The sequence below is a fragment of the Planococcus sp. BI3 genome (genome assembly GCF_056680115.1).
In genome coordinates, this window is record NZ_CM155266.1 from 3289996 (window position 1) to 3316657 (window position 26662).

27 protein-coding genes and 1 pseudogene are annotated in these 26662 nt (G+C 46.2%); 22 read left to right on the forward strand and 6 right to left on the reverse strand.

The genetic code is table 11. The features are described from left to right. Positions 1-15: 15 nt before the first annotated feature. Both AC1MEO_RS16485 and AC1MEO_RS16490 read right to left on the reverse strand, forming a co-directional pair. Positions 16-1215, reverse strand: coding sequence for an MFS transporter (locus AC1MEO_RS16485; RefSeq protein WP_480332483.1), 1200 nt, complete (start codon positions 1213-1215; stop codon positions 16-18). Positions 1216-1448: 233 nt separating this feature from the next. Beyond that, a complete protein-coding gene (locus AC1MEO_RS16490; protein ID WP_480332485.1) occupies positions 1449-1880 on the reverse strand; it encodes a hypothetical protein in 432 nt (143 codons plus the stop codon). 312 nt (positions 1881-2192) lie between these two features. On the opposite strand from AC1MEO_RS16490, the gene AC1MEO_RS16495 reads away from it, so the two are divergent. The 18 genes and pseudogenes from AC1MEO_RS16495 (at position 2193) to AC1MEO_RS16580 (ending at position 19377) form a co-directional block, all read left to right on the forward strand. After that, the gene (locus AC1MEO_RS16495) at positions 2193-2870 is read left to right on the forward strand and encodes an SOS response-associated peptidase (protein ID WP_480332487.1); all 678 of its coding nucleotides are present in this window, start codon (positions 2193-2195) and stop codon (positions 2868-2870) included. A 42-nt stretch (positions 2871-2912) separates the two neighbouring features. Next, on the forward strand, positions 2913-3767 hold the full coding sequence (locus tag AC1MEO_RS16500) for a patatin-like phospholipase family protein (protein ID WP_480336127.1): 855 nt from the start codon (positions 2913-2915) through the stop codon (positions 3765-3767). 53 nt (positions 3768-3820) lie between these two features. Then, positions 3821-4267 carry a GNAT family N-acetyltransferase gene (locus AC1MEO_RS16505; RefSeq protein WP_480332489.1) on the forward strand — a complete coding sequence of 149 codons (447 nt, stop codon included), beginning with the start codon at positions 3821-3823 and terminating at the stop codon, positions 4265-4267. Positions 4268-4306: 39 nt separating this feature from the next. Continuing rightward, positions 4307-4473, forward strand: a pseudogene (locus tag AC1MEO_RS16510) (Lrp/AsnC ligand binding domain-containing protein); the annotation flags it as partial. A gap of 229 nt (positions 4474-4702) precedes the next feature. Beyond that, positions 4703-6307: a gamma-glutamyltransferase family protein gene (locus tag AC1MEO_RS16515; RefSeq protein WP_480332491.1), complete on the forward strand. Its 1605-nt coding sequence runs from the start codon at positions 4703-4705 to the stop codon at positions 6305-6307. Between the two features lie 53 nt (positions 6308-6360). Further along, positions 6361-6900, forward strand: a complete 540-nt coding sequence (locus tag AC1MEO_RS16520) for a chromate transporter (protein WP_480332493.1) — start codon at positions 6361-6363, stop codon at positions 6898-6900. Beyond that, positions 6897-7430 (forward strand): chromate transporter, encoded by a 534-nt coding sequence (locus AC1MEO_RS16525; protein ID WP_480332495.1) that lies wholly within the window; start codon positions 6897-6899, stop codon positions 7428-7430. Before AC1MEO_RS16520 ends, AC1MEO_RS16525 begins: the two co-directional genes overlap by 4 nt. A 163-nt stretch (positions 7431-7593) precedes the next feature. Further along, on the forward strand, positions 7594-8076 hold the full coding sequence (locus tag AC1MEO_RS16530) for an RrF2 family transcriptional regulator (protein WP_480332498.1): 483 nt from the start codon (positions 7594-7596) through the stop codon (positions 8074-8076). A gap of 20 nt (positions 8077-8096) precedes the next feature. Then, positions 8097-8321, forward strand: coding sequence for a DUF896 domain-containing protein (locus tag AC1MEO_RS16535; protein WP_480332500.1), 225 nt, complete (start codon positions 8097-8099; stop codon positions 8319-8321). Between the two features lie 28 nt (positions 8322-8349). Next, a complete protein-coding gene (gene hslO, locus AC1MEO_RS16540) occupies positions 8350-9228 on the forward strand; it encodes an Hsp33 family molecular chaperone HslO (RefSeq protein WP_480332502.1) in 879 nt (292 codons plus the stop codon). Between the two features lie 190 nt (positions 9229-9418). Beyond that, positions 9419-10021, forward strand: a complete 603-nt coding sequence (locus AC1MEO_RS16545) for an alpha/beta hydrolase (RefSeq protein WP_480336128.1) — start codon at positions 9419-9421, stop codon at positions 10019-10021. A 161-nt stretch (positions 10022-10182) separates the two neighbouring features. Further along, on the forward strand, positions 10183-11154 hold the full coding sequence (gene glsA / locus AC1MEO_RS16550; protein WP_480332504.1) for a glutaminase A: 972 nt from the start codon (positions 10183-10185) through the stop codon (positions 11152-11154). Between the two features lie 126 nt (positions 11155-11280). Beyond that, on the forward strand, positions 11281-13329 hold the full coding sequence (locus tag AC1MEO_RS16555; RefSeq protein WP_480332506.1) for a catalase: 2049 nt from the start codon (positions 11281-11283) through the stop codon (positions 13327-13329). 123 nt (positions 13330-13452) lie between these two features. Further along, on the forward strand, positions 13453-14583 hold the full coding sequence (locus AC1MEO_RS16560; protein ID WP_480332508.1) for a DUF2382 domain-containing protein: 1131 nt from the start codon (positions 13453-13455) through the stop codon (positions 14581-14583). Between the two features lie 204 nt (positions 14584-14787). Then, positions 14788-14988 carry a YwbE family protein gene (locus tag AC1MEO_RS16565; RefSeq protein WP_480332510.1) on the forward strand — a complete coding sequence of 67 codons (201 nt, stop codon included), beginning with the start codon at positions 14788-14790 and terminating at the stop codon, positions 14986-14988. 63 nt (positions 14989-15051) lie between these two features. After that, entirely contained in the window at positions 15052-15579 is a 528-nt protein-coding gene (locus AC1MEO_RS16570) for a YflT domain-containing protein (protein ID WP_480332512.1), read from the forward strand. Positions 15580-15929: 350 nt separating this feature from the next. Next, entirely contained in the window at positions 15930-18056 is a 2127-nt protein-coding gene (locus AC1MEO_RS16575; RefSeq protein ID WP_480332514.1) for an ATP-dependent helicase, read from the forward strand. Positions 18057-18108: 52 nt separating this feature from the next. After that, positions 18109-19377 carry an MDR family MFS transporter gene (locus tag AC1MEO_RS16580; RefSeq protein ID WP_480332516.1) on the forward strand — a complete coding sequence of 423 codons (1269 nt, stop codon included), beginning with the start codon at positions 18109-18111 and terminating at the stop codon, positions 19375-19377. A gap of 17 nt (positions 19378-19394) precedes the next feature. Here the strand turns inward: AC1MEO_RS16580 and AC1MEO_RS16585 are convergent, their stop codons facing one another. Further along, positions 19395-19709: a DUF3243 domain-containing protein gene (locus AC1MEO_RS16585; RefSeq protein ID WP_142826992.1), complete on the reverse strand. Its 315-nt coding sequence runs from the start codon at positions 19707-19709 to the stop codon at positions 19395-19397. A 155-nt stretch (positions 19710-19864) separates the two neighbouring features. Between AC1MEO_RS16585 and AC1MEO_RS16590 the strand changes: the two genes are divergently transcribed. Continuing rightward, positions 19865-20737: a VLRF1 family aeRF1-type release factor gene (locus AC1MEO_RS16590; protein ID WP_480332518.1), complete on the forward strand. Its 873-nt coding sequence runs from the start codon at positions 19865-19867 to the stop codon at positions 20735-20737. A gap of 31 nt (positions 20738-20768) precedes the next feature. Here AC1MEO_RS16590 and AC1MEO_RS16595 read toward each other — a convergent pair whose 3' ends face one another. Next, a complete protein-coding gene (locus AC1MEO_RS16595; protein WP_480332520.1) occupies positions 20769-21449 on the reverse strand; it encodes a hypothetical protein in 681 nt (226 codons plus the stop codon). A 143-nt stretch (positions 21450-21592) separates the two neighbouring features. On the opposite strand from AC1MEO_RS16595, the gene AC1MEO_RS16600 reads away from it, so the two are divergent. Then, entirely contained in the window at positions 21593-21955 is a 363-nt protein-coding gene (locus AC1MEO_RS16600; RefSeq protein WP_480332522.1) for a VOC family protein, read from the forward strand. Between the two features lie 53 nt (positions 21956-22008). Here AC1MEO_RS16600 and AC1MEO_RS16605 read toward each other — a convergent pair whose 3' ends face one another. Next, positions 22009-22653: a hypothetical protein gene (locus AC1MEO_RS16605; protein WP_480332524.1), complete on the reverse strand. Its 645-nt coding sequence runs from the start codon at positions 22651-22653 to the stop codon at positions 22009-22011. Beyond that, positions 22653-23483 carry an ABC transporter ATP-binding protein gene (locus AC1MEO_RS16610; RefSeq protein ID WP_480332526.1) on the reverse strand — a complete coding sequence of 277 codons (831 nt, stop codon included), beginning with the start codon at positions 23481-23483 and terminating at the stop codon, positions 22653-22655. Before AC1MEO_RS16610 ends, AC1MEO_RS16605 begins: the two co-directional genes overlap by 1 nt. 193 nt (positions 23484-23676) lie before the next feature. On the opposite strand from AC1MEO_RS16610, the gene AC1MEO_RS16615 reads away from it, so the two are divergent. Beyond that, complete coding sequence (locus AC1MEO_RS16615; protein ID WP_480332528.1) at positions 23677-24654, forward strand: ABC transporter substrate-binding protein; 978 nt, start codon at positions 23677-23679, stop codon at positions 24652-24654. Next, positions 24654-26615 (forward strand): iron ABC transporter permease, encoded by a 1962-nt coding sequence (locus tag AC1MEO_RS16620; RefSeq protein ID WP_480332531.1) that lies wholly within the window; start codon positions 24654-24656, stop codon positions 26613-26615. Before AC1MEO_RS16615 ends, AC1MEO_RS16620 begins: the two co-directional genes overlap by 1 nt. Positions 26616-26662: the final 47 nt, after the last annotated feature.

Below are 26662 nucleotides of genomic sequence, written 5' to 3' on the forward strand. Positions count from 1 at the left end.
CAGCAAAAAGCAGGCTCACCTTATGGGGGAGCCTGCTTTTTTTCTGTAAAGAGTGACAGCTGTGATGTAAATGAGCGGCAGAATGGCGGTGAAAAGAACCAGTCCAGTCCAGCCGACTGAGGTCCACAAAGGACTTAGCAGGGAACTTCCGGCTGCGACACCTATGTAATAGGAGACTAAGTACAGGCTGGAAGCACTGCCTTTATGATGGGTAGCCTGCTGGCCGACCGAAGCAGCAGTCAGGGAATGGGAAGTGAAAAAGCCCAGGCAAGTCACACAAAGGCCGACGACGATCATCCACAGATAAGGGCTGAGTGTCATGAAAATCCCAGCTGACAGGATGAATACTCCCGCTAACCGGACATTGCGCAAACCGAATTTTTCGGCGGCACGTCCCGCTAGCGGAGAACCGATGACGCCGATGCCATAGGCAAAGAATAAATACGAGATGGACTGCAGCGACATGGAGTAAGGAGGGCTTTCCAGGTAAAAGGGCAGGTACGTCCAAATCCCGGTAAAGGAAATCTGTAAAATCGCACCCAAACCGAAGACGACGAGCAGTGCCGGGTTCTTTAAGTGGAACAGAAACCCTTCAATGTCTTTTGCAAAGCTCAATTGGCTGGAGTTGAAATTCTGTGATGGCGGCAGCAGATAGACCACAGCAGCGAACAGCACAAGTCCTGTCACGGCAAATGCATAAAATGAAGTCTGCCAGGAAAAATGATCGGTCAGGTAGCCGGTTAACACACGGCCTAACATGCCGCCCAGCGCATTGCTGGATATATAAAGGGCCGTTGCGTAAGCGATGTTCTTTCTGTCAATTTCTTCGCTGATGTAGGCAAGAGCCGCTGCTGGAACACCCGCCAGCGCAAAGCCTTGGATAAACCGAAGAATCAGCAGCACGGTAAATGAATCGGTCAGTGGAATAATGAAAAAAGGAATTGCCGATCCGAGTAAAGAGTAGATGATATAGGATTTTCGGCCATTGCGATCAGAAAAGAATCCAAGGACGATCAATCCAAGAATCAAACCGACAATAGTCAATGACAGGGATAAACTGGCTGTAGAAACAGAGACTTGAAATTCGTCTACAAAAACAGGCAGCAAAGGCTGTACAGCATACATATTTGCAAAAATAAACAAAGAGGCGAAAAGAAGGCTGAGGATGATTTTCCAAAACTGGCGGTCTTTTACGGTATAACGCTGTGAGTCCATGGGCCACTTCCAATCGCTGATCACTTTTTTTATCCGGCATCCAAAAACTAGCAGAACAGCCGGTGGGCAGAGGATATTATCATATCAACCATTTTAGCATTAAAAACAATAAGTCCATACGGGAAGTTGGTGATTCTGTTTAAAGAGAAACGGCGAATCAGGTGGCGGCCGTGTCTTACCGCCAATCAGGCAGGTATAAAAAAACCCGCATGCACACAGGCAGCGGGAAGATCTTATAATTTATTGAAGAAAGATAAAATCTGTTTTTTTGTAGGTTCCTGAAGACGGTAACGCAGTTCCTTATTCTGGGTGTTGACGATATGATAGGCCGGATTTTCAGCGACAGTGAACTTCCAATGTGGTTTTGTATTTTTCTTTTTGATTTGAAGTTCTGGGAGCATCATTTTTTTCGTGAAGCTTTCAAGCTTCGCCATTAAAAAGGTGTCCATGTACCGTACGAGCAAAAAGCCTTGTTGGCGTTCAGGATCGAACTTTGCCAAATTGAATTCACTGACGTCAAAACCTTTTTCATATCGCTGAACAGATGGGGATAATACAAAACAATCTTCATTCATAAAGATAGTTGAGTTTCCTTGTTGTTTCAGCCCTAATTCTTCAACCAGAAAATCCTTGTTGACGAGACTCATTTCGCGTGCAGTAGCCATGTGATTCCTCCTAATATAACTCGTTGTTCTTCTATTATAACACTATTTAGCCATTTAAGGGACCCTAACGAATTTTCCATAGATTTTGAGTTTTATAGGGTCTGAAGGCTTAGGGCGATGGATTTAAAGGAATAAAGATAGGTGCCGAAATTCAGGGGGAAAACAAAATCAAAGCACAAGTGATGGGGCAGATGTGCCTTAAATAAACCCTTATTTATCTGAATATTTTAAAAACTAAGGCGGATAGAAGAGGGAAACGAGAGTTATCTGGTATATTTAGGATAAGAAACCATTAGTGAAAGGGTGATTCTTGTGTGTGGAAGATATTCGTTGTTCACTGATTACGCCGTATTGATCGAACGTTTCAACATTGAAGAATCAGCGATTGACGAAACCGAGTATTCAGCAAGCTACAATGTAGCACCTTCCCAGGAAGTGGTCGCAGTCGTAAACGATGGAGATAAAAACCGGCTCGGTAAACTTCGGTGGGGCCTGATTCCGCCATGGGCAAAAGATGCGAAAATCGGCTATAAGATGATCAATGCCCGCTCGGAAACAGCGGCGGAAAAGCCCAGCTTCCGCAGCGCCTTCAAAAAGAAACGCTGCTTAGTCGTGGCAGATTCTTTCTACGAATGGCAACGCAAAGATGGAGAAAAGATTCCAATGCGCATTAAATTGAAAACGGGGGAACCTTTTGCTTTTGCGGCTCTCTGGGAATCGTGGAAAGCGCCCGACGGCAAAACAATCAACAGCTGCTCCATATTGACAACAGGTCCCAATACTTTGATGGAATCAATCCACGACCGGATGCCTGTCATTCTGTCAAAAGAAGACGAGAAGATTTGGCTGGATCCCCGTGTAGATGATGTCGATATATTAAAAGGTCTGTTGAAGCCGTATAAGGCAGAAGATATGGAAGCCTATCGCGTTTCAGAAGAAGTCAATTCTCCAAAAAACAATAAACCCGAACTGATTGAGAAAATCGGCTGAATCAGTGGAACCTTTTACTGATTCTGCGGGCTATAGGGGGAGATTCAGATGAAAAGTGGGTTGGTATTGGAAGGCGGTGGAATGCGTGGCGTATATACAGGCGGAGTTCTCGAGAAGCTGCTGGAAGAAGAGATTTTTGTCGATTATGTCATCGGTGTTTCGGCAGGAGCCTGCCATGCATCCTCCTATATCTCCAGGCAGAATGGCCGTAACCGGGAAGTGACCATCGGCTATGTCAACCATCCAGAATACATTTCAGTAAAGAATTTGCTGGTGAAGCGGGAACTCTTCGGGATGGATTTGATCTTTGACGAAATCCCGAACAGCTTGGTTCCTTTTGATTACGGACGTTTTACTGATGCAACCGAAGAGTTTGTTGTCGGGGCGACAGATTGTTTGACAGGTGAAGCAGTTTATTTTGAAAAACAAAGTCGTCCGGAAGATGTCTTGGCCATTGTCAGAGCTTCAAGTTCTTTGCCGTTGATGGCGCAGCCGGTGGAGTTTGCCGGTAAATTATTGATGGATGGCAGTATTGCGGATCCGCTTCCAATCCGTAAAGCATTATCGGACGGGGTGACCAAACCGGTGATCATTCTGACAAGGGAAAAAGGCTACCGGAAAAAGAAGAGCCGGTTCGCCAAGGTCATGCCGGCATTTGTTCGCCAGTATCCCGCTATCGCAAAAAAGATGGAAAGCCGGCATATCTACTATAATGAAACAATGGAGTTTATTGATCAATTGGAAAGCGAAGGCTTAGCCATAGTGATCCGTCCGATGAATCTCTATAAAATAAGAGGTGTGGAGAGGGATCCGATAAAGCTGGAAGCTTTGTACAACCAAGGCTATCAGGATGCCGCCGACAGATTTCAGGAATTGCGTGAATTTCTTCGTAAATAATTTTCAAAAACTTGAGAATCGCATCGTGGTAAAGTAAGTGTGGGGTGTTGGTTATGATCCGCAAAATAAATCATCAGAATGAACAGAACGCCAAAGAAATACAGGGAATCCAACAATCTGCTTATCAACTAGAAGCGGAATTGATGGGTTTCTATGGCATTCCGCAGCTGCATGAAACAATCTCTGAAATTCAAAAAAGCGATGAGGTGTTTGTCGGCTATAGTGAAGAGGGGTTGATGGGAATCTTATCGTATCGAATTGAAGAAGGAGTCGTCGATATCCACCGGCTCGTGGTGGATCCTGTCCATTTCCGGAAAGGTATCGGCAGAAAGTTGGTGGCATACTTGCTGGAGCATTACAGAGGCTATGGATTCACGGTCAGCACCGGCACCGCGAATAAACCAGCAATTGCCCTATACAAAGCGTTCGGTTTTCAGGAGGAGCGTTTAATTGAAGTGGCTCCAGGCATTACTTGTACCCAATTCAGCTTGGGCAATTGAGTGGAATCACTTGTTCTTTCCCAGAAAGAGCAGCGATTTTACGGCATGACAGGTCCATCCACTCTTCACATGCATGTATTGGTGGATGATTTTATTGATCTTGAAAAATTCATCAATGAAGAACTCCATGCTCTCGAATGCTGACAAGAGTAGAAAGCCATATTCTCCTTCGGCGTTCCAAGAGCCGTGCTGGGATGGAACTATAGGATTCTGCAGGTCGCAACGGCTGCAGAATCTTATTTTATGTGTACATAATAATTTTAATGGGAATATTCTGCATTTTATATTTTTCCGGTAGAAATAAAGAAGTGGATACTCTATAATCGAGACTATTAGCTCTTTACTATAGTTAAGTGAAATCCGAGAATGATCAACAATTGATGGAGAATAGGATTTTTTATACAAAAGTTTAATCGGAGGAAAGGGAGTATTACTATGGACTATTTACATAATCCGTTTGCGTCACAGCGGCAAACCGTGTTTTCAAAAAAAGGGATGGTGGCTACTTCCCAGCCGCTGGCGGCACAGGCTGGCATTGAAGTCATGCAAAACGGCGGCAATGCCATTGATGCAGCGATCGCTGCGGCTGCGGCTTTGACCGTGGTGGAGCCGACGTCGAATGGCATTGGCGGAGATGCCTTTGCTTTAGTATGGGTGAAAGATAAATTGCACGGCTTGAACAGTTCCGGCCCTGCACCAAAAAGCATTTCTCCGGAAGCGGTCAAAGCGCTGGGCTTTGAAAAAATGCCGACATTTGGTTTAGTGCCAGTAACGGTTCCGGGAGTTCCGGCTGCGTGGGCTGAATTATCGAAGAAGTTCGGCAAGCTGTCATTGGCGGAGGCTCTGAAGCCCGCAATCCGCTACGCGGAGGAAGGCTATCCGTTAACGCCGATTCTCGGGAAAAATTGGCAAACTGCCTATTCAAAATACAAATCTTCATTTACAGGAGAAGAATACCAAGGGTGGTTCGATACCTTTGCACCTAATGGCCGAGCACCTGAAATCGGTGAAATGTGGTCTTCTCCTGACCATGCCCGTACTTTAATTGAAATCGGGAAAACCGATGGACGTTCTTTCTACGAAGGGACAATTGCGGACAAAATCGATGCTTTCATGAAAAAGCATGAAGGATTTTTATCCAAGGAAGATCTGGAATCATTCAAGCCTGAGTGGGTTGAGCCGGTTTCTACGGAATACCGTGGCTATGACGTATGGGAAATTCCGCCGAATGGCCAGGGCATGGTCGCTTTGATGGCATTGAATATCTTCAAAGAGCTGGGCGAACCGAAATGGCAGTCTGCTGATACTTTCCATGAACAGATTGAAGCGATGAAGCTGGCATTTACAGATGGCCAAGCATTCATTACGGAGCCTGAACACATGCCAGTCAGTACGGAACATCTTCTATCTGGAGAATATGCTGCAATACGCGCTAAAACAATCGGCGAAACCGCTTCTGATCCGGAGCCTTATGAGCTGCCAAAAGGCGGAACAGTTTACTTGTCTGCAGCAGATGAAGAAGGCAATATGATTTCTTATATCCAAAGCAATTACATGGGCTTTGGTTCAGGCATCGTCATTCCAGGAACCGGAATCGGCCTGCAAAACCGTGGAGCGGATTTTTCCTTGGATCCTGAGCATCCGAATGTGCTGGCTGGAGGCAAACGGACTTACCACACCATCATTCCAGGTTTCCTGACGAAAGACGGAAAAGCTGTTGGGCCATTCGGTGTAATGGGTGGATATATGCAGCCGCAGGGACATTTTCAAGTGATTACCAACACCATTGACTATTTAATGAACCCGCAGGCTGCGCTTGACGCACCCAGATGGCAGTGGATGGATGGGAAAACCGTTCTCGTGGAACCGGGCTTCCCGAACTACTTGTCGCAGGCTTTAGCCCGTAAAGGCCATCAAGTTCATGTCGCGACAGATGGCGGCAGTTTCGGAAGAGGGCAGATCATCTGGCGCAACCCCGAGACAGGCGTATTGGCAGGAGGCACAGAATCGCGGACAGACGGCGCGGTAGCTGCTTGGTAGGCGCTAGAAAAGCAGAGAAAAAGAAAAGAAGACGTTCCAGCCTGAAAATTAATATGAATCTTTTTCTCGCTTTTTTCCGGGTGGGCCTTCTCGGATTCGGCGGCGGGCCTGCCGCTATTCCATTATTTCACCGTGAGGCCGTGGTCAATTACAAATGGATGACAGAAGACGAGTTCGGCGACACTTTAGCCCTGGGCAATACCATGCCAGGTCCGATTGCCACGAAAATGGCGGGCTATATCGGCTACCGTGTCAATGGGCTGGCAGGCTGCCTTGTAGCACTGGCGGCTTCGGTTGTACCGACCGTAGTCATGATGGTCATCCTGTTAGGGATTTTACAAAAATACAAAGATCTTGAATGGGTCAACAGCATGTCAGCAGCAGTGGTCCCGGTCGTTGGCGTCATGCTGGCGATAATGACATGGGATTTCTTCCAGAAATCCGGAAAAGCTCTAGGCGCCGGCCGCGCCATTCTGTTTACAGCCATTGCCATCATTCTGCTGGAATTATTGAACATCCATCCGGCGATAGTCATATTGGGTGTTTTGATTCTTTCCTTGACTGCTTTCAAGAAAGGAGTCGGATCGAAATGATTTACTGGTCCATCTTTTTGGCGTTTTTTATTCCGGGTATTTTGGGTTATGGCGGTGGTCCTGCTTCGATTCCGCTTGTGGAAAAAGAAGTGGTGGACCGCTACGGTTGGATGACAACTCAGGAATTCGGGGAAGTTTTGGCATTGGGCAATGCATTGCCAGGTCCAATCGCAACAAAAATGGCGGGGTATATCGGCTATATGGAAGGCGGAATACTGGGGTCGATAGTCGCTTTATTCGCTTCAGTAGCACCCTCGCTGGTCCTGATGGTCCTTTTGATGGTGACTCTCTTGAAATACAAAGATTCACCGAAAGTCAAAAATATCACCAAGCTTGTCCGGCCGGTCATCGCTGTTTTGCTTGGCGCCATGACTCTCCAATTTTTTATGACGTCAATCGACACTTCCGGCACCATACAAACGGTCATCCTGATTATCGTCAGCTATTGGCTGCTGGAAATCAGGAAAGTCCATCCGGCTTTCGTCATTTTAATGGCGCTTGCTTATGGTGCTTTGTCCGGAATCGTATAGCTTTTGCAGATTTCGGGATTATCTGAAGAAAAAAGGCCATCCAATGCGGATGGCCTTTTTGTGTCCTTGGAAGGTCAAGCAGAATTATTTACTTTTAATTCGAGATAGTTTAATGTGGATAACAAGGATAAAATTTGTCCGTAATTGAAAGAGGGTGATTTGGGTGCATATGAAACCAGGTGTAGAGCAATCTGTTTATGCTATTCTTCTATTGAATATGCTGCCGGAAAGAGCGGTGCTTCCGGGTGAAGCCATCAGCCAGCAGCTTGGAACGTCTCCGACTTATTTTCAGAAGCTGCTGAGAAAGCTGGTCAGTGCAGGCTTGATCACTTCAGTACCAGGCGTTAAAGGCGGATTTAAGCTCAATAAAAAACCAGAAGACATTAATGTATTTGATATATATGTGGCCATCGAAGGCAAGCAGGCGCTGTATTCTTCAAGTGGAGTTTTGGGCGACTTGCTGGAGCTTGAGGAACCGGAGCGCTGCTGTCTGCTGACGGATTTAATGCTGGAGGCAGAGAGTGCCTGGCGTTCCCGAATGGAGCAGGAAACAATCGCTGTCCTTTCTGAAAAAATGAAAGAACAGCAATTTCAGGAAAAGACAAAAAAACTGGCCGACTGGCTGTCTCAAAAACTGGTCGGGTAAAGACGGAAAGAGGGAAAAAGATGATCGGAATATTGCCGCGCATCAACCAATTAGCAAAAAAAGCACATGAAGAAGGACTGACAAACGCGGAAAAAGTAGAGCGCCAAGTATTGCGCGAAGATTATTTGCGGTCAATCCGTGGACAAATCGAATCGACTGTCACCAATATGACAGTCATCGACCCACTGGGCGACGATATCACACCTGACAAAGTCCGTGCAAAAAAACAAGCCGATCAAAGCTGAAAAGCTTGATATAGAAAGGGAGAAAAATATGAACGATTATTTAGTGAAAGCTTTAGCCTTTGATGGACAAGTGCGGGCCTATGCTGCGCGCACGACAGAAACGGTTGGGGAAGCTCAGCGCCGGCATTACACATGGCCGACCGCATCAGCAGCACTTGGCCGTTCCATGACAGCGAGCGTCATGCTGGGTGCCATGATGAAGGGGGAAGAAAAATTGACGATCCGCATCAACGGTGGAGGTCCGATAGGAACAATCTTAGTGGATGCAAATGCAAAAGGGGAAGTTCGCGGCTACGTGACGAATCCGTTAACCCATTTTGATTTGAATGAACAGGGCAAACTGGATGTCAAAAGAGCTGTCGGTACGGAAGGGACATTGTCCGTATCGAAAGATATTGGCTTGCTTCAGCCGTTTGTTGGGCAAGTTCCATTGGTATCCGGTGAATTAGGGGACGACTTCACCCATTATATTGTCACTTCTGAACAAATTCCTTCCTCTGTAGGTGTTGGAGTCATTGTGAATCCTGATAATACTATCCAGGCATCCGGAGGGTTCATCATCCAATTGTTGCCGGGAACTGAAGAAAGAGTCATTGTGGAAATTGAAGAACGCTTAAAAGTCATTCCAACCATTTCCAATATGGTCCGTGAAGGTCTGACGCCGGAAGATATTCTAAATGAGGTACTGGGCATTGGAAACGTCAATGTGCTGGATGAAATGCCTGTCCAGTTTCAATGCCAATGCTCCAGAGACCGCATTTCCAGAGCCATCCAAAGCCTTGGGGCTGCAGAAATCGAAGACATGATTGTGACAGACGGCAAAGCGGAAGCGCAATGCCATTTCTGCAATGAAAACTACCTGTTCTCTAAAGAAAATCTGGAGGATATGCTGAATCCAGAAGCATAGTGAAAACGGAAGGTCCATGCACATTTGTGCCATGGACCTTTTCTATTGGAGGAAAAGAAAATTTATGATATCATTATCTTGAATTCGAGATAAGTTTCTTTTTATCGAAATTGGGGAACTGAAAGAAGAGCTGCATTAAGGCGAACCAATCATTTTAAAGGTTTTATTCTACTACTGGAGGTTATTCATGATGAAAAATATTTTTCAGCAAGGCACCAATCCTGCAAAACCGACGTTCCTGATGCTTCATGGAACAGGCGGAAATGAAACTGATCTACTGGCCATCGCTGCCCATATCGATCCGGAAGCTTCTGTCCTGAGCGTTCGCGGAAATGTTTCGGAAAATGGCATGCCGCGCTTTTTTAAACGCTTATCAGAAGGTGTCTTCGATATGGAAGATTTGAAAGTCCGTACAGAAGAACTGCATGAGTTTATTGGGCAAGCTGCAAAGGAGCATGGATTTGACCGCAGCAATGTCATCGCAATTGGTTATTCAAACGGCGCTAACATTGCGGCCAACTTGCTGTTCACGTATTCGGACTCATTAAAGGGTGCAATTCTTCATCATCCGATGGTGCCGAATCGCGAGACGGATTTGCCTGATTTAACAGGTGTTCCAGTATTTATCGCAGCAGGCACCAACGATCCCATCTGTCCGGCAGAAGAATCAACAGATCTTAAAAGGCTGTTGCAGGATGCTGGAGCCAAAGTCGATCTGCACTGGGAGGACTTCGGCCATCAATTGACGATGCCGGAAGTGGAAGCAGCCAAAACCTGGTACGATAAACTATAAGCCCAATCTTCCCTGACTGTCAGGGAAGATTTTTTTATTAGTGCAATCGGCGTGGATAAAGACAGCCGGAGATAATCGGATTTTTTGTTTATACGCATTGTGCTTTTTTGACAAAGGCGGCTGCTGTCATTCATCATAGGAAGAAAGAAATTGAGGGAGGGATGGCAGTGCAACATAATTTGCATATTCAAGAGCAGTTAGAGGCTTGGGTTAAAGATAATAAGGGCCATGCGATATTGGGGACGACCGCCCAGTATATACCGGCACTTGGAAAAGAAGATCCGAGCCAGCTTGGAATCTGTATGGTGGACGATGAAGGGACCTATTATTGTGCAGGGGATACAGAAAAGGAATTCACCCTGCAAAGCATTTCAAAAGCGTTGACATTCATTGCGTTGAGCTGCCATTATGGGTTGGATTTTGTATTGGAACGGGTGGATGTGGAACCGACCGGGGAAGCCTTCAATTCAATTATCCCGTTTGAAATCCACCGGCCGAATAAGCCTTTCAATCCGTTCATCAATGCGGGAGCGATCACCATTTCAGCTCTGCTGCCAGGGCAGACCAGCCAGAAGAAATACGAATTCCTGCTGCATTTCCTGGAAGAGCTGGTCGGACATCCGCTTGAGCTTGATAAGGAAGTTTACGATTCAGAGTGGAAATCTTCCCACCGCAACCGGGCGCTTGCTTATTATTTGAAAGAAGCGAAGTTCCTGGATCTCGAAGTGGAAGAAGCGCTGGATATCTACATTCGCCAATGTGCGATTAAAGTGAGCACGAAGGATTTGGCGTTGATCGGCCTGATCATTGCATATGACGGGTTCAATCCGATTACGAAAGTAAAGCATTTTTCGGAAGAAATCGCTCAGGTGGCGAAAGTCCTTATGGTGACATGCGGCATGTACAATTCTTCGGGGAATTTTGCGGCACATGTTGGGATTCCAGCGAAAAGTGGAGTATCTGGAGGCATAATGGCTGCCGTTCCGCCGAAACTCCATTCTCAAACCTATGAGTTTCGTGCTGGAGCAGGCATTGGTGTCTACGGCCCGGCCATTGATGTACAAGGAAACAGTGCGGCAGGCACGATGATGTTGCGGCAAATTTCAAAAGAATGGGATTTAAGTATTTTTTAATAGCGATCTCCGCAGGCTTTTCTGGCCTGCGGAGTTTTTTTATTGAATAAAATAAAAAAAAGGTGTGTATTAAAAGAAGACAGGGTAATAGGAGAATGAATAAAAAAAAGCAGAAGGAGTGGCAAAATGGCAAAAGAGCCCAAAGTAAATGGAAACAGCAAAGATGAGCAATTAGAGCAGTACCGGACGGATGATTCCGGAAAAAGCCTGACGACCAACCAGGGGTTGAAGATGGCTGAAGATGAATTTTCATTGAAAGCTGGAGAACGTGGCCCGACTTTGTTGGAGGATTTTCATTTTCGGGAAAAAATGACCCATTTTGACCATGAACGCATTCCAGAGCGTGTCGTTCACGCCAGAGGCTATGCAGCACATGGTGTATTCGAAGCTTACGAATCTTTAGAGCATTTGACAAAAGCCAAATTCCTATCGGAAAAAGGTAAAAAGACGCCGGTATTTGTCCGTTTTTCCACTGTTGCTGGATCGAAGGGGTCTGCAGAAACAGTCAGAGATGTTCGAGGATTTGCTACCAAATTTTATACAGAAGAAGGAAATTATGATTTAGTGGGCAATAACATGCCGGTATTCTTTATCCAGGATGCGATCAAGTTTCCGGACTTTGTCCATGCCGTAAAACCGGAGCCGCACAATGAAATGCCGCAGGCCGCAAGTGCCCACGATACACTATGGGATTTTGTCATCAACAACCAGGAAACCGCACATATGATGATGTGGCTGATGTCCGATCGGGCAATTCCGCGCAGTTTCCGGATGATGGATGGCTTTGGTGTGCATGCATTCCGTTTCATCAATGCAGAAGGGAAATCACATTTCGTCAAATTCAACTGGAAATCGACGCTTGGCACCCACTCACTTGTTTGGGACGAAGCACAGAAAATCTCCGGCAAAGATCCGGATTTTAATCGCCGTGACCTTTACGATTCAATTGAACAGGGAGATTTCCCGGAATGGGAGCTGGGCGTTCAAATTGTTTCGGAGGAAGACGAATTTAAATTCGACTTTGATCTGTTGGATGCCACAAAACTATGGCCACAGGAAGAAATTCCGATTCAGATTGTCGGTAAGATGACATTGAACCGTAATGTCGACAATGTCTTTGCAGAAACAGAACAGGTAGCTTTCCACCCGGGGCATGTAGTACCGGGAATCGACTTTTCAAACGACCCGTTGTTGCAAGGGCGACTGTTCTCCTATACAGATACCCAACTGCTTCGTTTGAATGGTCCGAATTTCCATGAATTGCCGATCAATCGACCGGTTTGTCCGTTCCATAATAATCAGCGTGATGGATTTGGACGACAAACGATCAATAAAGGACGGGTTTCTTATCAGAAGAGTTCCTTTACTAACAGTACACCGGCTCCTGTGAGCGAGGCTGAAGGCGGCTACTCCCATTATGAAGAAAAAATAGAAGGGCGCAAAGTGCGTGCCCGCAGCGAAAGCTTTAAAGATCATTTCTCACAAGCGACCCTGTTCTGGAACAGCATGACAGAACCGGAGCGGAAGCATATTATTGAGGCTTTCAGTTTTGAACTCGGGAAATGCCAGGAAACGTGGATTCGTGAAGGTGCTGTTGAGATGTTCACTAACGTCAACTTGGAAATGGCTCAAGCAGTAGCTAAAAATATCGGAGTCACACCTCCAGCAAGCGGTGGTTCTGATGTAACGAAAAAATCTCCGGCTTTAAGTTTGGACAATACCGTGAAATCGCCAGCTACCCGCAAAGTGGGTGTCTTGATTGATGGAGGCTTTAAAGATGCGGATGTAGTGAAGGTCCTTGAAGAACTCCAAGCTAAAGGTGTGCAATATGAAATAGTCAGCGAAATGCAAGGAAAGCTGAAGGGTTTGAGCGGCAAAGAACTTGAAGTCGATCATACTTTCACCACGACCGATCCGGTTCTTTATGATGCGATTTATGCTGTAGGCGGACCGGATGTCAGCAGAAAGTTTGCCAAAGAGGCAGCTCGCTATATCGGAGAAGCATTCGATCATTACAAGCCGATCGGTGCCACACATGATGGCCAGCAATGGCTGCAGGCAGCGGGCATTGAAAGTCAGCCGGGCGTTGTTGCAGCAAGCGATGCTTCTAATTTCACCGAACCTTTCTTGGAAGCCATCACAGCCCACCGCCACTGGGATAGACAAGTCGAATAAAGAAGAAAAAAATACGGAATTTAAAATCTTAAAACCCTGAAATGTTTAAGAAAGCACATGCTGGGTATTTTCTAAACTAAGCAAGCATTTTCAAAATACGCATAAAAATTGGAGGAATAGAAAATGGCCAACAATAAATTTATGGGAACGTTCGATACCGAAACAGAAGTACTGAAGAAAATCGAGGAACTGAAAGCACAAGGTTCCAGTGAAGAAGATATGTATGTGATGGCACGGGATAAAGATCAGATTTCCATGGTTCGGGGACGGACAGATGTAGACTACAAATCATCTGAAGGAAACTGGATGGATAAATTCATGGGCTTCTTATCAGGAAACGAATCTTCACGTGAAGCATTCTCGGGAATGGGTGTAGATGACGCAGAAGCTGACCGTTATTACAATGAAGTGCAAAATGGCAAGATCCTATTGTTTGTAGATCGTGAGTACGGTGCGAGCTACGACGGAAAAGCACCATATGACAACACTTCCACCAGCAATGCGGCAGGTACGATGGGTGCAGCTGGAGCTGCTGGAGCTTCCGGATTAGGAAGAAGCGGAAGCCGTATGGATGACGAAGCTGTAGCCAGAGATGGTATGACAGTGGATACCAATACTGAAAATGATGTTTATTACAATAAAAAAGACGATAAATTCAGCCGTGATACGACTGAAACAGCAGGTGTCGGGAAAGATTCAGGCACAGGCTTCGGATTAGGATCGGATCGTACAGTTGACGATGTCAATCGTACAGACCGCTTTGATGACAAAGACAGAGACCTTAACACTGGTACGGATGAAGAAAAACTGCGTCTGCATGAAGAACGTTTGAATGTCGACAAAGAGCGTGTACAGACGGGTGAAGTGAACGTCGGGAAACACGTTGTTGAAGAAAATCAAACATTTGAAGTGCCGGTAGAGCGTGAAGAAGTATATGTAGAACGCCGCCCTGTGAATGAAGAAACAACAGGGAATTCTTTCGATAAGGATTCCGGATTAACTGGAGATGCTTATCAAGAAGGCGAAAACATCCACATTCCTGTGTCGGAAGAACGCGTTGAAGTTACGAAAAAAGACGTGGTAGCCGAAGAGATTGTGGTTGGGAAACGCAAAGTACAGGATACTGAAACTGTCAACGAAACGGTTCGCCGTGAAGAAGCGGATATCGATGAAGATACTAATTTAAAAGGCGATAAGTTAAATCGCAAAGATTTCAAAGACGACAAAGACCGTACAGACCGTGACCGTTTATAATCAAGACAACGTACTGTGAGGCGGGGAGCATTCCCCGTCTTTTTTATTTTGACAAAGAAATCCGGTTTAAAATCCAGCATACTGAGCGAGAAAACTATTGGAAAGAGAAATGACTGTCTTTTCATTGCTTGCTTTATGATTTGATCTTATTTGGTTCACTTAGAAGGAATAGCGTATGATAGAAGAAAGTAAGGAGGGATAAGCGTGGACGGTAAAAAAAGAAGCGACGTGAAACCAGGGATCAAAGTGAACGTGATTTTGAAGCAGGATCAGCGTTCAGGGAAGAAAACCCAAGGTGTCGTCAAGGATTTATTGACGAACTCGGCAACCCATCCGCATGGCATCAAAGTGCGGTTGGAAGACGGACAGGTTGGGCGTGTCTGTGAGATTCTATCCCAGAAATAAGCATTGTTTGGAGCTCCTGGCATAAGGGTAAAATACAGTAACCCCTACTAAGGAGAGATCAGCATGCTGAATCAATTTATCGAAACCTATGATACACAGGAACATGTCCTGGAGAAAATCGAAGAGCTGAAAAAAGACGGCTATTTGGAAAAAGATATGTATATAATGGCCAAGTCCAGCGACCAACTTTCCCTGGTGAAAGGAAAATCGGATGTCGAGGTGCATGCATCTGAAGGCGGATGGGCCGATCGATTCGCCACTTTTTTGACAGGCGACCAAAAAGTCCATCAAGCCTTCCTGAATATGGGCATTGATGAAAGTGAATCCGAACGCTATTACCGGGACGTTCAAGACGGCAAATTATTGCTTTACGTCAACAAAGATGCTCACGATGCATTTGAATTGCCGGAAGACGAAAAGACGGAAATCCAACAACACAAGATCGAGTCGGAAGGTCCGCGTACGATAGAAGAAGACCGTGAAGAAAAATCAGTCGAACTGGATGAACGGCATTATGAAGATCCCGCATCCAGAAAAGACAAGCGCAACGCTGACCCGATCAGCAAGCCAGATGAGAAAAATTTTATTTAGAGAAAAGCGGAAGCGCCCGTGTAGCCCCGACAAGCGCTGGAAGCCTTGCCGATAATGGCGTTCTTTGCCATTGTTGGAAAGGCTGAAGCGACTCGAGGGGCTGGGCGCTGGAGCTAGACAATACGAAAAGCGGAGGCGCCCTTTTAAGGGAACGTAAGCTAAAAGCGCGACTTCCTGCCGCAACGCTTACATGACCCGCATCCTGCAGACCTCTGACAGGCATGACGCAGCTTAAGCATTATCCCACTTTGAAGTTTTTCTTTATCTGCTTGAGCAGGAACGGACCCATTAAAATGGGTCCGTTTTTGTGTTAATATAGGGATATTGAAAAATGAAGGAGCCCCCTCATAATGAGCCAATTCTTTGAACGTAAAAAACAGGAACTCGGAGTCCAATTAAATAAAATACAACGAAAAGCGGTGGAGCGGACAGAAGGCCCTCTGCTGTTGCTTGCCTGTCCCGGATCTGGAAAAACGACGACGATGATTATGCGCATTGGATACCTGATTGAAGAAAAAGGTGTTTTGCCGCAGCGGATCAAAGCGATTACGTTTAGTAAAGCATCAGCCAACGATATGCTTGACCGCTATAAGCGATTTTTCCCCTTACTGCAGCCAATTGATTTTTCGACTATCCATAGCCTGGCTTTCCAGATTACCCGTGATTATTTTTCAGGATCACGTTACGTCATGATAGAAGGCAGTGAGACAAACGGCCTTCACAAGAAAAAGCTGCTTCGGGAGATGTACCGAACTGAAAATGATGAGCCGATTACAGATGACCAATTAGAGGAATTGACTTCCTTCATCAGTTTTGTGAAAAATAAGATGCTGCCTAGAAAAGAATGGGCCAAGTTAAAGGAACCGTTCCCGGGTGCTATCGAAATCCTGAAAACCTATGAGGCATTCAAAGAAAACTATGACGTTAGGTTGGTTGATTTTGATGATATGCTGTCATTGGCCTATGAAGCGCTGGAAAAGGACAAGATCTTGTTGGCGAAGTACCAGGGGCGCTGGGACTACATCATGACAGACGAAAGCCAAGATACCTCATTGATTCAGCATGCCATTGTAGAAAAGCTGGTGGCCCGCCATCAAAACCTCTGTGTTGTGGCTGATGACGACCAGTCGATCTATACATGGAGAGCTGCTGAACCGACTTATTTATTGAAATTCAGAACCGTTTATCCAGATGCTTATATCATGAAAATGGAGCGCAATTACCGTTCGTCCCAGAATATTGTCCACACTGCCAATGAATTCATCAAAACCAATAAAAAGCGTCATGATAAAAACATGTTCACCAAGCAGCCGGAAGGCGATCCAATCGTGTTAAAACGCTTAAGTTCAGAAGAAGCGCAGTTTAAATACGTCTTGAAAGAGCTTAAGGAATTGACCGATTACGGCGACGTGGCTATTCTTTACCGCAATAACTCATCGTCCACTCTGCTGGTGAGCGAACTTGAACGTTTGGGCATCCCTTTTTACATGAAGGATTCGGATAACCGCTTTTTCTCCCACTGGATTGTAGAAGATATGCTGAACTTTATGCGTTTCAGCCTGAAGCCCGAACGCATCGACATCTATTCAAAAGTGGCTTCCAAAACCAATGCCTATTGGTCAGGCAGCCAGCTGAAAATGCTGAGCCGCATGAAGCCGACAGAGAAGAATGCTTTTGATGAAATAAATTTGAACATCACCTTAAAAGACTACCAGATTAAGATTCTGAACGAGCAGAAAAAGTGGTTCCAAGCTTTGAGTGGCATGAAGCCGTTGAAAGTTATCCGGACTATCCGCGGGGAAATGGGCTATGACCAGATGCTCTCAAGCCGTGCCGAAAAGTTTGGGATGAAAATGACTTATCTGGCACAGATTTTAACTACCCTGGAACAAATTGCGGAGCCGCTTGAATCCATGACCGCTTTTGCAAAACGCCTGAAGCAGCTGGAGCAGGTGACTCAGCAGGCCAAGGTGGAAAAAACTGACGACATGCTGACTTTGTCGACGTTCCACAGCTCTAAGGGCCTGGAGTTTGAACGGGTGTATATGATCGACTTGGTCGAAGGCGTCATTCCGACTGAAGAAGATGCGGAGACTCCTGACACCCTTGAAGAAGCCCGGCGTCTGTTCTATGTCGGGATGACAAGAGCCAAAAGCCATTTGGAACTGATCAGTTATGGCAGCGAATCCCGTTTTGCAGACGAAGTGCGCAAACTGATCCTCCCTGAAAAAAGGCTGGCAACCAAGCAGCAGACCATAGCGAAAACGCCGATCAAAGTAAAAGTGCCCAATAATCCGAACGCCATCCATTCGGAGGATGCCCTGCGTCAAGGCGTTCAGGTAAGGCATCGCGTATTCGGTGCAGGAAAAATTGTTGAACGGGATGGAGAACGGATCTCTATCCAATTCGCAAAAGAACGAAAAGAATTGATGATTGATATTTGCTTAAGCTATAGATTGCTGGAGATTATCGAGTAGCGCCTCTGGAAAAAAGTGGAGTGGCCTATAAGAAGAACGCGGGGAAACGGGAATGAGACTGAAGGATTGGGATCGAAGTTTAAAGGTTCGCCTCATCGGCGAGTTTTTCATGAATACAAGCTATTGGATGGTGTTCCCGTTTTTAGCGATTTATTTTGCTGAAGAGTTTGGCAAGGGAACGGCGGGGTTGCTGCTGGTTGTCTCTCAGATGTTTTCTGTTGCAGCCAATTTGGTCGGCGGTTATTGTGCGGATCGTTTTGGGCGCAGGCGGATGCTGGTTACGGCTTCTATTGCGCAAGGTTTTTCGTTTCTGTTGTTTGCTTTTGCCAATTCACCCTGGCTGCAATCTCCGGAACTTGGATTTGTCGCGTTTACACTTGCCGGAATGTGCGGTGCCTTGTACTGGCCAGCCAGCCAGGCAATGATTGCGGATGTCGTTCCGGAAAAATACCGCAGCGATGTCTTCGCGATTTTTTATACGACTTTAAATATTGCCGTTGTAGTCGGGCCCCTCTTCGGAGCGGTGCTGTTCTTCTCCTACCGATTTGAGCTGCTGCTGATGGTTACAGTGATTTCCATGCTGCTGGGCTTGGTTCTGAGGCTGTTGACTAAAGAAACACTATCTCAGGTGATGGTGGACAAATGGCAGTCACAGACCGCAACAGGATGGGTCGGAGCCATTTCAAAGCAATTCAAGGAGTATGGTTTAATTTTCAAAGATCGCTTATTCCTGTTGTTCATCATCGGGGGAGTATTGGGTGCACAGACTTTTATGCAATTGGATCTGCTGATACCGATCTACTTGAAGGAAACGATTGATACCCAAACGATCGCCACTCTATTTGACCGGGAATGGTCCGTCACAGGAGAAACTTCATTTGGCATTCTATTGGCTGAAAATGGCTTATTTGTGGCGTTGCTGACAGTGGTCATTACCCGGTGGATGACCAAATTTCCGGAGAAATGGGTTTTCTTCACTTCGGCCGCTTTTTATGGAGTGGCGATGTGGTTGTTCCCTTTAACCTCTTGGTTCTGGATGTTTGTGGTTGCGATGGCTGTTTTCACTTTGGGCGAATTAATGGTTGTAGGGTTGCAGCAGAACTTTATATCTAAGCTGGCGCCAGAGGACATGAGGGGCCAATATTTTGCAGCTGCCAGTTTGCGGTACACAATTGGACGGATGATTGCGCCAATTTCCATTCCAATGACAGCCTGGTTCGGTTTTTCCTGGACATTTGGTCTGTTGGGCTTGCTTGCACTTGCCAGCGGCTTTGTTTACCTGCTCATGTTTCACTTATACGAAAAAAGGCCTTCCCATTGAGGAAGGCCTTTTGCTTATCACTTGTTTTGATCTTTAGCTAATTTCACCAGCATGTGTGCCAGCATATGTTGTTGCTCTTTGTCGCCGACCTGCCATAAGCGCTGCAGCAAATACTCTTCACTGTTCTTTGGATCTTCTTTTTTGGCTAAGTAACCTGCCACTTTTTCAGCTAGTTGAGCGATGCGTTCTTCGCTTAAGCCCATTTTTTCTCCGATTTCTACCTTGTCACCTAAATAATTGATGAACACGGAAAAGTCGGCCAAAATTTGCTCTTTTTTCTTATCGTCCGTATTTTTGAGTTTATCTTCAACTTGCTTATTGATGTTTTCCATCCTGAAACACACTCCTTCAATTTTTTATCGTACTCTCTATTTACCACAGCCGCTGAAATTTAAACGTTGTCTCAATAATCATTCAGAAGATTCGTTTAAATAAAACTCCTGCGGGTAATCAGATAACAAGGATGGAATACAAGGAGGATGATTAAATGACCTTATACGACGAAATCCAGGAATTGAAAAGCTTTGAGTGCCCAGACCGTTGCGTGTTAAGTGTTTATTTGAATACCAATCCAGCTGATTTGAATGCCCAGAATGGTGCATGGAAGATCCATCTGAAAAATGGCTTGAAACGACTAGACGAATATTTAAAGGCCTCTAATGATGAAAAAGAAATACAGGCATATAAAGCCTTGAGAAAAAAAGTGGAAAAAGAAATTCTGGATAATCAAAACGACCTCCAGAAGGGTGTCGTTATTTTTGCATCTCCCCATCAGGATTTGTGGTCTGTCCATTATGTTCAGGTCCCAGTGAAAACGAGTTTTCACTGGGAGACAAAGCCTGCTCTGGAAGAACTGCGCTATATGTATAAAGCTTATCCCTATGCAGGAATTATTTTGCCCGGCTTTAAAGGAATCCGCGTAATCGATACATCCATGGGGATTATCAATGAAGAATTCTTTTATGAATTTGATGCCGGATTGGAAGTATGGACAGAACAGAAAGGTGTACGCAGTTCCGGGCGCATCCAGGGAAGAGCCGGCAGTTCAGGAGCTGGATCGGTTGGCGGCGGTGCCGCTGGAGGAAACAGTCCGGTCATTGGCGGAAGCGGCGGAGGAAGCCCTGTCGATGAATTGGATCACCGATTGAGAGAAAACCTCGAACGCTTCTATAAAGACATGGGAAGCAAAATCGAGAAATTAAAAAAAGAGCGCAAATGGGAAGAAATCCACGTGGTCGGAGAAGCCGAGCATGCCAAGTCCTTCTCGAAAGCGCTCCAAACGAAACCGACCAGCTGTGTTTACAAAAATCTGGTCAACAATGATCCCGGAAAAATCCTGCACGAAGTATTTGAAGTATAAGCAAACACCTCAGCATTTATGCTGAGGTGTTTTATTTGGGACTTGGGCAGAACGTGCAGGTGTCAAAAGACGGCATCTCTTTATATAGACAGCAGGTTTTTCGAAGTGGCCTTGAAACAGCCTGCTGCAAAGGGGTTTCACCAAGCAGCTTGGCCAGATAGGATGTTTTGATGGGTTGCCAATTAGCCGCATCAAGAAGCCATTCCATATCTTCGGCCGTTTTTCTCGGATCCCGTGCCTCCAGTCCGGCATAGAACCACAGCACAGATCCCAACACATTTTCCCAACAGGTGATGGGGGAAATTTTTATGTATTTTTTGAATTCCTTCACCAATTCATCTACTTGCTGGTGAAGGATTTCGTGAAAAGCCTGATGTCTTTCATTCGGCTCAAGCGTCCGGAAAGCAGATGAATTCACATGTGTCTGCAGAAGGGGCAGCCCGTAATTATGGATGCGCTCAAATTGGAGATCCTGCCAGTGGACAGAGAAATAGCCGCTATGCTGATGAAGCAGGCTGAATTGAGCAGTTACATAGAGGGCGTATTGTCGGAAGAAATACGATACGGCCGCCCCTGCGTTGTCGGTCTCACACCAGGCTTTCAATTCTTCGATCATCGTAGGAATGTCCTGGCTAAGCGGCTGTTGTGGAAGGCGGTCCACCGCCACGGATTGGCTGCTCAATGAATACCTTGCCTGTTGCGGTAAAGTCATGCGGAATCACCTCTTTATCTTTTATGCTACGGCAAACGGGTAGAGTTTGCAAAGTGATTGGATAATCTTATAGTAAAGCTTGGAAACATTCGTATATTCTTTTTCCACTAATATGGATAAACTGAAGATAAAGGAGTGAGGATATGGGATTTGCTATTTTACAGATTGACCACGTTCAGGTAGCGGCACCAGCCGGAAAAGAACAGGTGGCGAGAGACTTCTATGCAGGCATTTTAGGGATGCAGGAGCTTGAAAAGCCGGAATCTTTGAAAGGAAGAGGGGGCGCCTGGTTTAGATTTGGTGGACAACAATTACATGTTGGGGTGGAGGAACCTTTTTCGCCAGCCAAAAAAGCGCATCCGGCATTTCGGGTAGCGGGATATGAGGAACTGGAGGATCATCTCTCGGCAAACGGCATTTTAGTAAAAGAAGACGACAGCATACCCGGGATTGAACGATTTTTTATCTTTGATCCATTCGGCAACCGGTTGGAGTTCCTGAAATGACGGCTTTTTAAAAATTCATCAAAACGAAAACGCCCTGCGCGCTGGTAGGGCGTTTACTTTCGCAAAGGGCAATAGGGGCATTTCTCCGTTTCCGGCAATTCTTTATAGAGGCAGCAGGTAATGCGTTGGTATTTCTCTTGTGAATGCTCCAGACTATGGCCGCCTAAAAACTTCTTGAAATGCGATTTGCGCATTTCAGGCTGCCAGAGTGTGTCATCCAGCAAAGCCTGCATGTCCTGTTTTGCCTCTACAGATCCTTCCATGCCGTACATCCAGATGGCATATCCCCAAATATTTTCCCAAAGAATCAGTTTGGAGACGGGACCGATTTTACTGAACGTTTCAATCACTGGCCAGGCATATTCCTTCAAAACCATTTCCAGGTCGCCTTCCTGGCGAGGCCTTAACCACTTCTCATCAACTTCAAAAGCAATCCCGTATTCAGCGTCAGTCAAGTGGACTTCACTAAGTGGGCCAGCCCACATTTGTTGATGTGCCAGTAAATAAAGCTGAGCGGTAACAAAAAAACCAAAGCGCCGCATGAAGATAGACGAGGCTACGGCTTCAGTAGGTGCTCCGGATTCACGGATGACTTTTTGGATCAATTCAAGAGAACGGCTTTCCATACTTTCGGACAAGGTCATAAAGCCATTGGCGTTCGGCCGGAGGTGTACTTGGAAAAGATCCAGTTTTTCCATTATTGGGCACTGCTTAATGCTTGGCGGATTTCAGGGACGATGCAACGCCCTCTGCCGAATGGAACGCAATGGGGTGTGCCAAACAACGGGTCTTTAGAAACCTGGCATTCCATTCCAAAGACGGAACGGACCAGGTCGCAATTGATGACATTCTCAGGCGTTCCCTGTCCGAAGACAGCACCATCTTTAATGGCGATGATGTTGTGCGCATAACGGGAAGCCAGATTTAAGTCATGAAGAACCATGATGATGGTGCGGCCTTGTGTTTCATTTAATTCAAACAGCAAATCCAGAATTTCGATTTGATGTGTCATATCCAAAAAAGTAGTCGGTTCATCCAATAGAATAATCTCGGTATCTTGGGCGAGCGTCATGGCGATCCAGGCACGCTGCCGTTGTCCACCAGACAATTCATCTACCGGCTTGTCGCGGAATTCATCGACGCGCGTCGCTTTCATAGCGGCTTCGACTTTTTCTGTGTCTTCTTCAGTCCAGCGTTTCAGCCAGGATTGATGTGGATAGCGGCCCTGTTTGACAAGATCGTGCACCGTCAGTCCTTCCGGTGACACCGGAGACTGTGGGAGGATGCCCATTTTTTTGGCCACTTCGCGGGAGGACATATTATGAACTTCTTTGCCTTCCAATAATATAGAACCTTCTTGAGGTTTAAGTAAGCGCGCAATCGAGCGAAGAAGTGTGGATTTGCCGCAACCGTTGCTGCCGACAAATACCGAAATCTCGCCGCGCGGAATCGATAAATTCAGGTTTTTAAAAAGTAAATTATCCGTATATCCAATTGATAAGTCGTTGGTTTTGACGGCTACTGTCATTGCGGAATTCCTCCATATCTTTCACTGTAATTCGAACTGATAGGATTTTCATTACCGTAACTATAGCATAAATTCTTATCAAATGAGAACAATTTTCACTACGATTTGCAGAAAAGACTTTACAAATGTGACAGATAGCCCTAAAATAAAGACGAATTGAGAATCATTATCAAACAACTTGGAGGCAACCAAAATGAAACAGCGATTATTAATGGTTATAACAGCATTTCTACTACTTATATTAACGGCTTGTTCATCAACTGAAGAAGAACCAGCGGCACCAGCTGAAGAAGCTGAGCCGGTTACAATCCAAGGAACCAATGGAGAAGTAGCATTAGATGCTCCAGCCAAAAAAGTGGTGGTTCTGGAATGGACCTATGCGGAAGATTTATTGGCAGTCGGTGTACAGCCGGCGGGAATGGCCGATATTTCGGAGTATGAAGACTACGTGAATATTGAGCCGCAATTGGATGAAACAGTTGTTGATGTCGGTGGCCGCCAGGAACCCAATCTGGAAGCGATCGCTGCTTTAGAACCAGACTTGATCATTGGCGTGAGCTTCCGCCATGATGACATGATTGAACAATTGGAAACGATTGCTCCTACTGTGATATTTAATCCATATCCAGAAGATGAGAGCATCGACTTGTATCAGGAAATGGAAACGACGTTCCTGGAAATTGCAAAAGCGGTAGGCAAGACAACAGAAGGCGATCAGGTTTTGGTTGACTTGGAAGCGCAGTACGAAGAAAAGGCAGCTGAACTTGAAGCCGCTGATTTGAAGACAAAAGATGTTATTTTAACCCTTGCCTATAGTGGGGCACAAGCACCGGAAATTCGTGTCTTTACGCCAAACTCGATGGCTTCCATCATTTTGGAGCGTCTCGGCTTGAATAATGTCCATGAGCCGGACCAGTTTGAAATTTTCGGATCCAGTACTTTCAATGTCGAAGGATTGGTTAAATACGAAGATGCCAATTATCTCTACACGGTGCCGGATACCGATAATATTTATGAAAACCAGCTTGCAGGAAATCCTGTCTGGGAAAATCTGGCGTTTGTAAAAGAAGGCCGCACGTATGATTTAGGCGCAGATACTTGGCTCTATGGAGGACCGTTGTCTGCTGAAACATTAATGAACCAAATGACCGATGTACTGGTGACTGACTAATGCTCCGAAGATTACTGAATAAGTCCACTGTCTCTCTGACAGCGGGCTTTTTCCTGCTTATTGTGCTATCTGTCATTCATTTGACGCAAGGACAAGCGGATTATACAGTATCTCAATTGTTGACGGGTGTCTGGACAGAAGGGCGCATCCAGGATATTGTACTTTCTTTCCGGTTGCCGCGTCTTGCAATGGGGCTGTTGGCTGGAGGCGCGTTAGCTGTTTCAGGCGCTGTCCTGCAAACCTTGACGAATAATCCGCTGGCTTCACCAGGAACGTTGGGAATCAATGCAGGCGCATTTTTCTTTGTCGTTCTTTCAACCATCTTTTTTCCCGGACTGATTGGAGCTTTTCCGTTTGTTACAGCTCTATTGGGTGCCGTTCTTTCTTCTTTATTAGTCGTTGGGCTTGCTGGAAATCAAATGGAGCCGGTGCGTGTAGCACTGACGGGAATGATCATTTCTTTGCTGTTCGCTTCTATCACTGGAGCACTGCAATTATTATTTGAAAATCAGACAAATGGACTTTTCCTTTGGGGTTCCGGAACTTTGGTGCAGCTTGACTGGGAAGGTGTCGTTTTTGCAGCACCGGTCATTCTCCTGATGTTCATCGGTGCGCTGCTGTTGGCCAAACCAATGGATATTTTGTCGCTGGGAGAAGATATTGCATCTTCGCTGGGACAAAATGTACGGATTGTTAAGCTGGTTGCTTGGGGAGTCGCCATCGTCTTGGCTGCTGCAACAGTCAGTGTTGTTGGGCCGATTGGCTTTATTGGGCTGATGGCACCGCATATTGTCCGCATGATGGGCATTCGTGGGCATCTCCAAATTTTCATCCATTCCTTTATTTGGGGAAGTGTCTTTTTGGTCGGTGCGGATGTGTTGGGCCGACTGATCCAGCCCGGACAGGAAGTGCCAGTTGGCGCCATGACAGCTTTGATCGGCGGTCCTTGGCTTTTGTATCTGGCATGGCGTACGGCCAAGTCCTTGAAACGTGGAGAGCGCCAAATGGGGGGCACGACAAAGCCAATCCGTTTAAAGCTGATCGTTCCGGTTTTGGTAGCGATTATTTTGGGGATTACGGTCATGGCATTGAGTTTCAATGGTTCTGCCTGGACCTTTGCCTGGATGGAACCGGTCGTCTGGAATTTCCGGGTGCCGCGGGTCCTAACTTCGTTTATTGTAGGGGTCATGCTGGCAATTACCGGTGTCATTCTTCAGGGAGTCTTGCGAAATCCGCTGGCAGATGCCAGTGTGCTCGGTGTCACTTCAATGGCGGGAGCCGGAGCGATGTTGCTGCTGGTTCTTTTCCCGTCCATTCCGCCTGAATTCATGCCGCTCGGGGCGACAGTCGGTGCCGCTTTGGCACTTGGCATCATCCTCGTAACGGCCTGGAAGAATAATTTCCAGCCGATGCTGGTTGCATTGATGGGCATCGCCATTTCCGCATTTGGTTCGGCAGCGACACAGGTCTTTATTGTCAAGGCGAAGCTGGCGGTGTCGAGTGCACTTGTCTGGCTGTCAGGCAGCACCTACGGGAAAGGCTGGGAGGATGTCCAATTTGCGCTGATCTTGTTGGCTGTATTCATTTGGCCAGCTATCTATCTGACACGCAGTTTGGATACGCTGACCTTCGGAGATGACGTTGCTGCAGGACTTGGATTGAATATCCGTTCTACGCGGGTGTGGGCCTTGATCATCGGCGTCGCCATTTCAACGGTGGCTGTATCGATTGTCGGCACCATTGGATTTGTAGGGCTGGTAGCTCCGCATATCGCCCGGCGGCTGGTCGGTTTCCGCCATTTGCCATTGATGTTGGCATCAGGCTTACTTGGCGGACTATTGCTGGTCACCGCAGATTTTGTCGGACGCATCCTGATTGCACCGAAAGATATTCCGAGCGGTTTGGTTGTGGCGTTGATCGGTACGCCTTACTTGCTTTACCTGCTGCGCAAAATGAAATAAAGAGAATCGAATGAATAAAACAAAGGACCTGCCGACACGGCAGGTCC

Excerpts from the sequence above, each read along its gene's own strand:
- AC1MEO_RS16485 (WP_480332483.1), bottom strand. The coding sequence starts at position 1,215 with ATGGACTCACAGCGTTATACCGTAAAAGACCGCCAGTTTTGGAAAATC.
- AC1MEO_RS16490 (WP_480332485.1), bottom strand. The coding sequence starts at position 1,880 with ATGGCTACTGCACGCGAAATGAGTCTCGTCAACAAGGATTTTCTGGTT.
- AC1MEO_RS16505 (WP_480332489.1), top strand. The coding sequence starts at position 3,821 with ATGATCCGCAAAATAAATCATCAGAATGAACAGAACGCCAAAGAAATA.
- AC1MEO_RS16515 (WP_480332491.1), top strand. The coding sequence starts at position 4,703 with ATGGACTATTTACATAATCCGTTTGCGTCACAGCGGCAAACCGTGTTT.
- AC1MEO_RS16520 (WP_480332493.1), top strand. The coding sequence starts at position 6,361 with ATGAATCTTTTTCTCGCTTTTTTCCGGGTGGGCCTTCTCGGATTCGGC.
- AC1MEO_RS16525 (WP_480332495.1), top strand. The coding sequence starts at position 6,897 with ATGATTTACTGGTCCATCTTTTTGGCGTTTTTTATTCCGGGTATTTTG.
- AC1MEO_RS16535 (WP_480332500.1), top strand. The coding sequence starts at position 8,097 with ATGATCGGAATATTGCCGCGCATCAACCAATTAGCAAAAAAAGCACAT.
- hslO (WP_480332502.1), top strand. The coding sequence starts at position 8,350 with ATGAACGATTATTTAGTGAAAGCTTTAGCCTTTGATGGACAAGTGCGG.
- AC1MEO_RS16545 (WP_480336128.1), top strand. The coding sequence starts at position 9,419 with ATGAAAAATATTTTTCAGCAAGGCACCAATCCTGCAAAACCGACGTTC.
- glsA (WP_480332504.1), top strand. The coding sequence starts at position 10,183 with ATGGCAGTGCAACATAATTTGCATATTCAAGAGCAGTTAGAGGCTTGG.
- AC1MEO_RS16555 (WP_480332506.1), top strand. The coding sequence starts at position 11,281 with ATGGCAAAAGAGCCCAAAGTAAATGGAAACAGCAAAGATGAGCAATTA.
- AC1MEO_RS16560 (WP_480332508.1), top strand. The coding sequence starts at position 13,453 with ATGGCCAACAATAAATTTATGGGAACGTTCGATACCGAAACAGAAGTA.
- AC1MEO_RS16570 (WP_480332512.1), top strand. The coding sequence starts at position 15,052 with ATGCTGAATCAATTTATCGAAACCTATGATACACAGGAACATGTCCTG.
- AC1MEO_RS16575 (WP_480332514.1), top strand. The coding sequence starts at position 15,930 with ATGAGCCAATTCTTTGAACGTAAAAAACAGGAACTCGGAGTCCAATTA.
- AC1MEO_RS16580 (WP_480332516.1), top strand. The coding sequence starts at position 18,109 with ATGAGACTGAAGGATTGGGATCGAAGTTTAAAGGTTCGCCTCATCGGC.
- AC1MEO_RS16585 (WP_142826992.1), bottom strand. The coding sequence starts at position 19,709 with ATGGAAAACATCAATAAGCAAGTTGAAGATAAACTCAAAAATACGGAC.
- AC1MEO_RS16590 (WP_480332518.1), top strand. The coding sequence starts at position 19,865 with ATGACCTTATACGACGAAATCCAGGAATTGAAAAGCTTTGAGTGCCCA.
- AC1MEO_RS16595 (WP_480332520.1), bottom strand. The coding sequence starts at position 21,449 with ATGACTTTACCGCAACAGGCAAGGTATTCATTGAGCAGCCAATCCGTG.
- AC1MEO_RS16600 (WP_480332522.1), top strand. The coding sequence starts at position 21,593 with ATGGGATTTGCTATTTTACAGATTGACCACGTTCAGGTAGCGGCACCA.
- AC1MEO_RS16605 (WP_480332524.1), bottom strand. The coding sequence starts at position 22,653 with ATGGAAAAACTGGATCTTTTCCAAGTACACCTCCGGCCGAACGCCAAT.
- AC1MEO_RS16610 (WP_480332526.1), bottom strand. The coding sequence starts at position 23,483 with ATGACAGTAGCCGTCAAAACCAACGACTTATCAATTGGATATACGGAT.
- AC1MEO_RS16615 (WP_480332528.1), top strand. The coding sequence starts at position 23,677 with ATGAAACAGCGATTATTAATGGTTATAACAGCATTTCTACTACTTATA.
- AC1MEO_RS16620 (WP_480332531.1), top strand. The coding sequence starts at position 24,654 with ATGCTCCGAAGATTACTGAATAAGTCCACTGTCTCTCTGACAGCGGGC.